Raw genomic sequence first — 10,446 nt, 5'->3', positions numbered from 1 at the left:
CCTCACGCCGCCTCCCCCTCACGCCGCCTCCCTCAGCTCGAACCAGATGCTCTTGCCCTCCCCCCGAGGCGCCACGCCCCAGGCGTCCGCGAGCAGTTCGATCAGGAGCAGGCCGCGCCCCGAGGAGGCCAGCTCGCCGGGGCGGCGCATGTGCGGCAGGTCGTCGCCGGCGTCGGTGACCTCGACGCGGAGCCGGCGGCGGCCCGGCTCGCCGGTGACCTCGGCGACGAGGAGCGCGTCGGCGTCGGTGTGCACGAGGACGTTGGTGAGCATCTCGGAGACGAGCAGGACCGCCGAGTCGACCTGGTCGGGGGAGGCCCAGTCGTGCAGCAGGTCGCGAAGGTGCCGCCGCCCGGTGGCGACCTGCTCCGGCTCGGCCTGCTCGACGGTGAACATGGTCCGCCGATGGCGCCGTACGCCGCTGCCCGCGCCGCGTCGCTCCACCTGCCGGCACAGCAGGAGCAGCGCTAGGTCGTCCTCGCGGCGGTCGGCGAGCGGGCCGGTCGTGTGATGCGAGGACGGTCCGTGCACGGCCCCGACCAGGGCGTCGGCCAGCCCTTCGAGATCGTCGCCGCCGTGCTTCTCCAGTACGTCGCGGATGCGCCGCCAGCCCGTGTCCAGGTCGTGCCCGCCGGTCTCGACCAGGCCGTCGGTGCACAGCAGCATCAGCTCGCCGGGTTCCAGGGCGAGCCGGGTCGTGGGGTAGTCGCTGTCGGGGTCGATGCCGAGCGGCAGCCCGCCGGCGGTGCCCCGCAGCATCACCGCGCCGTCCGGCATCCGCACCGCCGGGTCCAGATGCCCCGCGCGGGCGGTCTCCACGGTGCCGGTGGCGGGGTCGACCTCGACGTACAGGCAGGTCGCGAAGCGCACGTCGGAGGCCTCGTCCTCGCCCTGGGTGATGCCGTGGAAGAAGCGTGAGGCGCGGGCCAGTACCGCATCGGGCCGGTGCCCCTCGGAGGCGTATGCGCGCAGCGCTATCCGCAGCTGCCCCATGAGCCCGGCCGCCCGCACGTCGTGCCCCTGCACATCGCCGATGACCAGCGCGAACCGGCCGCTGGGCAGCGGGATCATGTCGTACCAGTCGCCGCCGACCTGAAGCCCGCCGCCGGTGGGGACGTAGCGGGCGGCGATCCGCATGCCGGGGATGCCCTCGCCGAGCGAGGGCAGCATCGAACGTTGCAGGCCGTCGGTCAGCTCCCGCTGGGTCTCGGCCGCGCCGGCGCGGGACAGCGCCTGGGCGAGCATGCGGGCCACGGTCGTCAGCACGGACCGCTCGTCCGGGGTGAAGGCGACCGGATAGGTGAACGCGGCCATCCACGCGCCCATCGTGCGCCCGCCCACGGTCAGCGGCAGGAACGCCCACGACTGGCGGTTGAACTGTTCGGCGAGCGGCCAGGTCAGGGGATAGCGCCGCTGGTACTCCTCGGGGGACGACAGGTACACGGCCCGCCCGGTGCGCACCACCTCGGCCGCCGGATAGTCCGTGGTCAGGGGCAGCGCGGCGAACGGAACCTCGTCGCCGGGCCGCTGCCCGTGGTGCCCGATGATCGTCAGCCGGTCGCCCTCCATGCCGAACACCGCGAGCCCGTCGGGGGTGAACCCGGGCATCGACAGCCCGGCCGCGACCCGCAGCACCTCCGCCGTGGAGCGTGCTTCCGCCAGCGCACGGCCCGCGTCCAGCAGGAACGCCTCACGCGAGCGCCGCCAGTCGCCGGTGACGGCGTTGTGCGCGGCCGGTGTGCCCGGTGCGGGTTCGGTGACCTCCTGGAGGGTGCCGGTCAGCTCGTACGCGTGCTTCTCCCGGTCGTAGGTCGGCTTGGATCTGCTGCGTACGGTACGGACGACCCGTCCCCGTTCGTCGACGATCCGGATGCGCACCTCGGCGAGGGTGCCCTCGGAGGCGGCGAGCTGGACGATCCCCCGCGTCTCGTTCCAGTCGACCGGGTGGAACCGGGAGCGGACCTGCGCCTCGGTGAGCGTGGCCTGCTCCGCGGGCAGGCCGAGCAGCCGCGCCGCCACCGCGTCCACGGTGACCAGCCCGGTGGAGGTGTCCCAGTGCCACAGGCCGGTGCCGAGAGCGGCGAGGACATCCCCTACGGCGGGCAAGCGCTCACCAGTGTGCATTGCCCCACTTTAAGAAGGTCTGTCCGAGAGCTGCCACCGAAGCCGCAGGCGGTACCGGGCCCCCTGCCGCACCCCCGCCGGCCCTGCGGCGGACGGCCGGGGAAGGTAATGCAGGGGAGGTGATCCCGGGCCGCCCGGTACCCTTGGAAGGTCCGGGCACCGGGCCCCGGAGATTCCCGATCCGCGAAGACTGGATGAACGACGATGCATCGGTACAGGTCCCACACCTGCGGCGAGCTCCGCGCCTCTGACGTCGGCACCGACGTCCGGCTGAGTGGCTGGCTGCACAATCGGCGCGACCTGGGCGGCATCCTCTTCATCGATCTGCGCGACCACTACGGCATCACGCAGCTGGTCGCCCGCCCCGGCACCGAGGCGTACACGGCCCTGGACAAGCTGTCCAAGGAGACCGTGGTCCGCGTCGACGGCCGCGTTGTTTCACGTGGAACCGAGAACGTGAACCCCGACCTGCCCACCGGCGAGATCGAGATCGAGGTCGGCGAGGTCGAGGTGCTCGGCGCGGCGGCCCCGCTGCCCTTCACCATCAACAGCGAGGACGGGGTCAACGAGGAGCGGCGCCTCGAGTACCGCTTCTTGGACCTGCGCCGCGAGCGCATGCACAAGAACATCATGCTGCGCACCGCGGTGATCTCCGCGATCCGTCACAAGATGACGGCCCTCGGCTTCAACGAGATGGCGACGCCGATCCTGTCCGCGACCTCCCCCGAGGGCGCCCGCGACTTCGTCGTCCCCTCGCGTCTGCACCCGGGCAAGTTCTACGCCCTGCCGCAGGCCCCGCAGCAGTTCAAGCAGCTGCTGATGATCTCCGGCTTCGACCGCTACTTCCAGATCGCGCCCTGCTTCCGCGACGAGGACGCGCGCGCCGACCGCTCGCCCGGCGAGTTCTACCAGCTCGACATCGAGATGTCCTTCGTCGAGCAGGAGGACGTCTTCCAGCCGGTCGAGAAGCTGATGACCGAGCTGTTCGAGGAGTTCGGCGGCGGCCGGCACGTCACCTCGCCGTTCCCGCGCATCCCGTACCGCGAGGCGATGCTGAAGTACGGCTCCGACAAGCCGGACCTGCGCGCCCGGCTGGAGCTGGTCGACATCACCGACGTCTTCGAGGGCTCGGAGTTCAAGGCCTTCGCCGGCAAGCACGTCCGCGCGCTGCCCGTCCCGGCCGTCCAGGACCAGCCGCGCAAGTTCTTCGACCAGCTCGGCGACTACGCCGTCTCGCTGGGCGCCAAGGGCCTGGCCTGGGTGCGTGTCGCGGAGGACGGCTCGCTCACCGGCCCGATCGCCAAGTTCCTCACCGAGGAGAACGTCAAGGTCCTCACCGAGCGCCTCGGCCTGGAGGCCGGCCACGCGGTGTTCTTCGGCGCGGGCGAGTTCGACGAGGTCTCCAAGATCATGGGCGCCGTGCGCGTCGAGGCCGCCAAGCGCGCCGGCCACTTCGAGGAGAACGTCTTCCGCTTCTGCTGGATCGTCGACTTCCCGATGTACGAGAAGGACGAGGAGACCGGCAAGATCGACTTCTCGCACAACCCGTTCTCCATGCCGCAGGGCGGCCTGGAGGCCCTCCAGACCCAGGACCCGCTGGACATCCTCGGCTGGCAGTACGACATCGTCTGCAACGGCGTCGAGCTGTCCTCCGGCGCGATCCGGAACCACGAGCCGGAGATCATGCTCAAGGCGTTCGAGATCGCAGGGTACGACCGGGAGACCGTCGAGGAGCAGTTCGCGGGCATGCTCCGGGCGTTCCGCTTCGGCGCCCCGCCGCACGGCGGCATCGCCCCCGGCGTGGACCGTATCGTCATGCTCCTCGCCGACGAGCCGAACATCCGCGAGACCATCGCCTTCCCGCTCAACGGCAACGCCCAGGACCTGATGATGGGCGCGCCGACGGAGCTGGAGCCGGCGCGGCTGAAGGAACTGCACCTGTCGGTGAACAAGCCGCAGCCGAAGTAAGGCGTACGACGCGCGCAGCCGAAGGCGCCCGGGACCTGGCCGGTCCCGGGCGCCTTCGCGTTGTCGCCGCTCACAGGCGAGGCCGTCGGGTCAGAATCGGGTCACGAGACCACACGCAGATGGCTCGGCCAGCCGATACGGTCCAGCAGGCGGAACATCTTCTTGATGTCGTTCGGGTGCAGCTTCACGCACCCGTTGGACTTGTAGTCGCTGGGCCCGTCCCAGCGGCGCGCCTCGGTCCTGCCCTGACTGCCGTCGCGGTTCATCTCCGAGTGGATGAACATCTCCGTGCGCTTCTTGCTGCTGGAGGGGGAGCACTTCATGTCCTCCAGATAGACGGCGTAGCCCTTGATCAGGCGGCCGTCGTAGCGGGTGCTCCTCGACTTGATCTTCCAGTTGCCGTTCGGCATCCAGCCCTTGCCGATGGCACACGGATTCGTATTGCCGGTGCCGGAGCCGGCGCGGTACCGGGCCTGGAGCTTGCCGCCCTTGTACACGGAGAGCGTCGAGGCGGTGGGGTTCTTCGGGTTCTTGTCGAACACCAGGGTGGTCGGCGCCGCCACCGCGGCGGCCGGGCCGTGTACGGCCTCACCGGCCATGGCGGTGGTCGTGGCCGGGACCAGGGCCGTGGCGACGGCCAGCGCGCCCGCTGTCACGATCCCGCGAACGGTGTTCCTGCCCAGGTTCATGGTTCTCCTCGCGATCCTCTGCTTGCTCTGCGGTGGCGGCTCCGCCGGGGCGCCCCCGGCGAGTGACGCGGCATCAGATTGCGAGGGCGTGCGAGCCCTGGGAAAGCCCTTGCCGTTGCATGCGTATGACCATCGATGCACTGCCTATGCAACCGCGCTGACCTGCGACGATGCCATCATGCGGGCGGGTCGGACGCAGGGCCCGGCAGGGACGGGTCAGACCCCCGCGAACAGCGCCGGGGGCTCGCTACAGGGAGGGCACGCCGCCCGGCGTCGCGTAGAGGGGCGAGGTCCGCATCGGCGGCTCCTGGAAGGCCATCAGACAGCGCCAGGTGTCGGCGTCGGCGACCCCGGTGGGACGCAGGCCGTGGACCTTCTGGAAGTGCTGGAGATCGTCCAGGGTCTCGTGCCCGAACGTCCCCGTGACCGGCGTGCCGCCCTCGCCGACATTGTCGAGCAGGGCCTGCAACGCCATCACGGCATCGCCCTTGTCGCCCACCCCGGCCTTCACCACGAGCAGCGGCCAGGTGTCCTTGCCGACCTTGCCGTCCGGGGTCAGATGCCAGGCGAGCTGGAACTTCTTCACCGCCTCCTCGGTACGCGCGTCGAAGGTGCCGTCGACAGGCACGTCGTAGTGCCGGTGCCGCAGCAGATACTGCACGGTGCGCCCCCGCCACAGCTGGTCGTCCGGCATACGGCGGACCAGCAGCCAGCTCGGCTCGGGCCGGGGCGTGCGGGCGACCGCCGCCTTGGCGTCGGTCACGGTCTCCGGCTCCCCGGTCAGCCGGGCCACGCCCAGCCCGGCGAGGAACGCGCAGACCACCACGGCCACGAGCCCCAGCACTTTCACGGTCGCGGCCCGAGATGCCGGCGAGGACGCCCGGTCGCGGTCCGAGCCGTCCCCGCCGCCCGCCTCGCCCTCGCCGCCGGACGCCGGAGCGCTCTCACCCGCCCGCTGCTTGCGCTGGCTCTCCAGCGCGGCTCGGCACAACTCCCGTGCCCGTTCCAGTTCCTCGGCGGGCGCCCCGAGCTGGGCGTGCAGCGCCTCCACGATCCGAAGCGGCGCGGTGGAGGGATGACGGGGGTTCAGATAGCGGGAGAGGGTCGTCTGATCGATCCGCAGCCGGCCCGCCAGTGCCTGCTGGGTGGGCCTGCCCCGCCCTCCGGGCTCACCGGCCGCCTCCCACCAGCCGCGAAGTGTCTCGCTGAGAGCCGTCGCGGGGGACCGCCCGCCTTCGTCGTCGCGTAAGTGCGTCACTGCTTGTCGTCTTCTCTGCCCCGGTGATGCCTGACAGCCGTGCATCCGGACCGCCCGATGGCATCAACTCAGGTCAATCCCCTGCATATGCGTCCGCATCGATGCATTGGCTGCATATGCCGCAGATCGTAGCGACAGTGGTGGATCTAGCCGCACGTCTCCGACGCGGCCGACGATCACGCCCCGCAGCAGCACACTCATGGACGCCCGCGCCCCGGCCGACCCTGCCTGCGCAAACACGCAGGGCACCGGGGGACGCGGCGACGTCGACGGCGCGGAAGGGAACACTCCGAACGGCCGCTCTTTCACCCGAACGTGTGGGCCGCACCCGGCGGGGACGTACCCGGTCCGCGCTCACGGCGCATGCGTCCTGGGCCGTTCCTCGGTCCGCACACCTGTGCCTGACAGGAACGCTCCCTACGTTCCCCTCGCGACGGACAAGGGAACGGCCCAAGAGCCGCAGGGGAACAGCAAGGTGACGCACCGTCAGGCCCTCGCGCGGGAGCCGGCGCGTCGCGGCGGTCGGTGTCGGCGGCGCCCTCGCGACCGGCGCCGCCGCCGACGAGCGGCGCCGGAGCGGCACCGGAGGGGCTTGGTGGGAGCGCCCCCCGGGAACGCTGCGTCCCGAGCTGTCGGACGTACTCGGCGAGCAGCCGCTGCGGCACCCTACGACAAGAAGCACATCGAGCGCGGCGTGCGGGCGTCCATCACGGTCGGAGCCGACCCGGACGCGACGCACGACGGCACCGACCGCTGAGCCGGGGGCGGGGCGTCACACGGAACCGCCGAGGTCGTCCCCCTCATCCGCGTCGGGTGACGCCCCGTCCTCCAGCAGCCGCTCGGCGATGTCCGTCGACCAGTGCTCGGCCCAGGTGCGCAGGCCCGCGATGTCCTCCTCGGCGAGGCCGTAGCGGGTGAAGGCCTGGTCCGGATACCAGTCGGTGCCGGTCAGCCGGGACTGGAGCGTCGGCAGGTCGAACGTGTCGAGGGCGTGCCGGCGCCCCAGATCCTCCAGATCGGGAAAGGACCAGCGGGCGGCGGCGGCCCGCGCGTCGATCAGGTCGACGGCGGCGCCCCGGTCGTACAGGGCCCGGATCTTCGTACCCACCGCGTCCTCCGGGCTCAGCGCCGGCCCGTGCGAGGTGAGCACGGGCGGCTGCCAGAACGCCTCCTTGTGCACGGCCAGCTCGCACGACACCCCGCTGTCGGGATCGGTGACCGTCAACTGAGCCGACAGCGGGGTCACCGCCCGCACGGTCACGGTACGGCCGCCCGCGCGCAGTGCGGTCGCGAGCCGCTCGGCGACGACATCGGCGGCTTCCGGACTCTCGGTCGCCATGTCCACATTGCCGTGAGGCCGCTCGACGATCCCGTGCGCTTCGAGGGCGTACCCGCCGGCGAGCACGAGCAGAAACGGGGTGCCCAGGGTGGCGACATCGGCGATGAGCCGCCGGTGCGCGTCGAAGAGGTTCTCCACGGGTGCAGCACTCTGCCAGAGGCGGGGCGGCGTGTGGGGGACGACGGCGAGTGCGCACATCGGGTGTGCCGGTGTGGGCCGGCAGATCGTCCTGCCTGACCTTCTCCGGACGACGGCCGACGGCTGACGTGCGCGGCCGTGACCTCGTGCGGCCCTCCCGGCGACAGCGGGTCGTGGACGATCCGTTCCTTGGTGATCCCGAACCTGCCCGGCAGGGAGTCGCCCAGGGTCTGTACGAAGTCCCGCGGGGTCCGACAGAGCGGGGAGGCGCCCTGCCGGGCGTGGTGGTGGTCATGGCGCTCGTTCCTCCTCTGTGCCCAGAGGCAAGGAACGTCGCTTTCACTCCTGTGGAGCCGTCTCCGCGCCCAAATTGCTCCGCCCGATCCCATTGGCCTCGCGACGGCTCCGAGAAGCAAGCCGATCCGGCCCGATGCGGAGTTCCGGGTGAACAGCGACGGGCCGCTCCCCGGCAGAAGGTGAAAGCGCGGGGCCCGGGAGAGGGGTGCTTCTCCCGGGCCCCGCGTCACGGGTGGCGCGTCACGACGCGGGCTTTTCCTCCAGGCGCGGGAAGAGGACCGCGCCCTTGGTGATCGTGGAGCCTGCCGGGAGCTTGCCCCAGTCGCCGGCGTCCTGGACGCGCTGGTCGGCGAGGGCGCCGAGGCCGGCCTCCGCGCCGAGGGACTCCCACAGCTTCTGGGACGTCTCCGGCATGACCGGGTTCAGCAGCACCGCCACCGCGCGCAGGGACTCGGCGGCCGTGTAGAGGATCGTCGCGAGGCGGGCCTTGCCCTCGTCGCTGTCGTCCTTGGCGACCTTCCAGGGCTCCTGCTCGGTGATGTAGCCGTTGACCTGCTTCACGAAGTCGAAGATCGCCAGGATGCCGCCCTGGAAGTCCAGCTCCTCGCCGATCTTCCGGTCGGCCTCCGCGACCGCCTTCGCCAGGCCGTCATGGATGGCCTTCTCGGCGTCCCCGTCGGCCGTCGACGCGGGCAGCTCGCCGCCGAAGTACTTGCCGACCATGGCAGCGACGCGGGACGCGAGGTTGCCGTAGTCGTTGGCCAGCTCGGACGTGTAGCGGGCGGAGAAGTCCTCCCAGGAGAACGAGCCGTCCTGGCCGAACGCGATCGCGCGCAGGAAGTACCAGCGGTACGCGTCCACGCCGAAGTGCGAGGTGAGGTCCTGCGGTTTGATGCCGGTCAGGTTCGACTTCGACATCTTCTCGCCGCCGACCATCAGCCAGCCGTTCGCGGCGATCTTCTTCGGCAGCGGCAGGCCCTGCGCCATCAGCATCGCCGGCCAGATCACCGCGTGGAAGCGGAGGATGTCCTTGCCGACCAGGTGCACATCGGCGGGGAAGGTGTCCTCGAACTTCTCCGGGTTCTCGTTGTAGCCGACCGCCGTGGCGTAGTTCAGCAGCGCGTCCACCCACACGTAGATGACGTGCTTGTCGTCCCACGGGATCGGGATGCCCCAGTCGAACGTCGACCGGGAGATCGACAGGTCCTGGAGACCCTGCCGGACGAAGTTCAGCACCTCGTTGCGTGCGGACTCCGGCTGGATGAAGTCCGGGTTCGCCTCGTAGTGGGCGAGGAGCTTCTCCGTGTACTCGCTCAGCTTGAAGAAGTAGTTCTCCTCGCTGAGGATCTCCACCGGCTTCTTGTGGATGGGGCAGAGCTTCTGCCCCTCGTACTCGCCCTCGCCGTCGAGCAGCTCGCCGGGGAGCTTGTACTCCTCGCAGCCCACGCAGTACGGGCCCTCGTAACCGCCCTTGTAGATCTCGCCCTTGTCGTACAGGTCCTGCACGAACTCCTGGACGCGGTCCGTGTGCCGCTTCTGCGTGGTGCGGATGAAGTCGTCGTTCGCGATCTCCAGGTGCTCCCAGAGAGGCTTCCAGGCCTCGGTGACGAGCTTGTCCGCCCACTGCTGGGGCGTCACCCCGTTCGCCTCGGCCGTGCGCATGATCTTCTGACCGTGCTCGTCCGTGCCGGTGAGGTACCACACCTTCTCGCCGCGCTGACGGTGCCAGCGCGTGAGCACGTCCCCTGCGACGGTCGTGTAGGCGTGGCCCAGGTGAGGAGCGTCGTTGACGTAGTAGATGGGCGTGGAGACGTAGAACGCCTTCCCCGCCTGCTTCTCGGATCCAGTGGCCGCCATGGTCGAAATCCTAACGGCCCGGTGAAGATCGACTCACACGCGTTTCGTGGGGCGGACAGCCCGTTCGGCGAAGGGGCGGGCGCCATGTGCGGCGCCCGCCCCTCCCGCAGGGTGCTTCCTCAGGGCCGCCAGTCCGCCAGCACGCCCCCGTACAGCTCCTTGTCGGTCAGCTCGCGGGGCGCCGGGCCCGCGTGGAAGAACGACGTGTTGCCCGTCTTCAGCTTGCGCAGGTAGTCGAACGCCTTGTTGTCGTGCTCACCGAACGCGACGAAGGAGAAGAAGACGGCCGGGTGCGAGGCCGCCGCGTCCGCCAGAGCCTGCGTCGCGGGCGTCTTCGCGTCCGGCGCACCGTCCGTCTGGAAGATCACCAGCGCGGGCGCGGACGGGTCCGCCGACTTCTGGTGGTGGTCCAGTACGTCCTGCACGGCCACGTGGTAGCTGGTACGGCCCATGCGGCCGAGGCCCGCGTGCAGCTCGTCGATCTTGTTCTCGTACTCGGCGAGGGTCAGCTCGCCCGTGCCGTCCAGCTCGGTCGAGAAGAAGCTGACGTGCACCGTCACCTCGGGGTCCAGGTGCGCGGCGAGCGCGAGCGTCTGCTCGGCGAGGGCCTGCGCGGAACCGTCCTTGTAGTACGGCCGCATGCTCGCCGAGCGGTCCAGGACGAGGTACACCTTCGCGCGCGCGCCGGTCAGCTCCCGCTTCTTCAGCGCGGCACCGGCCGCCCTGTACGCGGTGACGAGGCCGGGGGCGCGGGTCTTGAGGCGGGGGAGGGGGAG

General features: G+C 70.7%; 7 protein-coding genes. 1 reads left to right on the top strand and 6 read right to left on the bottom strand.

What is annotated here, in order from left to right:
* Nucleotides 1–18: 18 nt before the first annotated feature.
* Nucleotides 19–2,124, bottom strand: coding sequence for a SpoIIE family protein phosphatase (locus MTQ10_RS21955; RefSeq protein ID WP_247471127.1), 2,106 nt, complete (start codon nt 2,122–2,124; stop codon nt 19–21).
* 204 nt (nt 2,125–2,328) lie between these two features.
* On the opposite strand from MTQ10_RS21955, the gene aspS reads away from it, so the two are divergent.
* Nucleotides 2,329–4,092 (top strand): aspartate--tRNA ligase, encoded by a 1,764-nt coding sequence (gene aspS, locus MTQ10_RS21950; protein WP_247471124.1) that lies wholly within the window; start codon nt 2,329–2,331, stop codon nt 4,090–4,092.
* 101 nt (nt 4,093–4,193) lie between these two features.
* Here the strand turns inward: aspS and MTQ10_RS21945 are convergent, their stop codons facing one another.
* The 5 genes from MTQ10_RS21945 to MTQ10_RS21925 all read right to left on the bottom strand — a co-directional run.
* Nucleotides 4,194–4,781 (bottom strand): L,D-transpeptidase family protein, encoded by a 588-nt coding sequence (locus MTQ10_RS21945; protein WP_247471122.1) that lies wholly within the window; start codon nt 4,779–4,781, stop codon nt 4,194–4,196.
* A gap of 247 nt (nt 4,782–5,028) precedes the next feature.
* Complete coding sequence (locus MTQ10_RS31520) at nt 5,029–6,039, bottom strand: peptidoglycan-binding protein (RefSeq protein WP_247471120.1); 1,011 nt, start codon at nt 6,037–6,039, stop codon at nt 5,029–5,031.
* A 772-nt stretch (nt 6,040–6,811) separates the two neighbouring features.
* On the bottom strand, nt 6,812–7,516 hold the full coding sequence (locus MTQ10_RS21935; protein WP_247471118.1) for a hypothetical protein: 705 nt from the start codon (nt 7,514–7,516) through the stop codon (nt 6,812–6,814).
* Between the two features lie 537 nt (nt 7,517–8,053).
* Complete coding sequence (gene metG / locus MTQ10_RS21930) at nt 8,054–9,670, bottom strand: methionine--tRNA ligase (RefSeq protein WP_247471116.1); 1,617 nt, start codon at nt 9,668–9,670, stop codon at nt 8,054–8,056.
* 119 nt (nt 9,671–9,789) lie between these two features.
* The coding region (locus MTQ10_RS21925; RefSeq protein ID WP_247471115.1) for a VWA domain-containing protein at nt 9,790–10,446 on the bottom strand (657 nt) is incomplete at its 5' end.

The organism is Streptomyces sp. XM83C (assembly GCF_023072675.1).
Taxonomy (GTDB): domain Bacteria; phylum Actinomycetota; class Actinomycetes; order Streptomycetales; family Streptomycetaceae; genus Streptomyces; species Streptomyces thermocoprophilus.
This window is presented reverse-complemented; position numbering and strand designations above follow the sequence as displayed.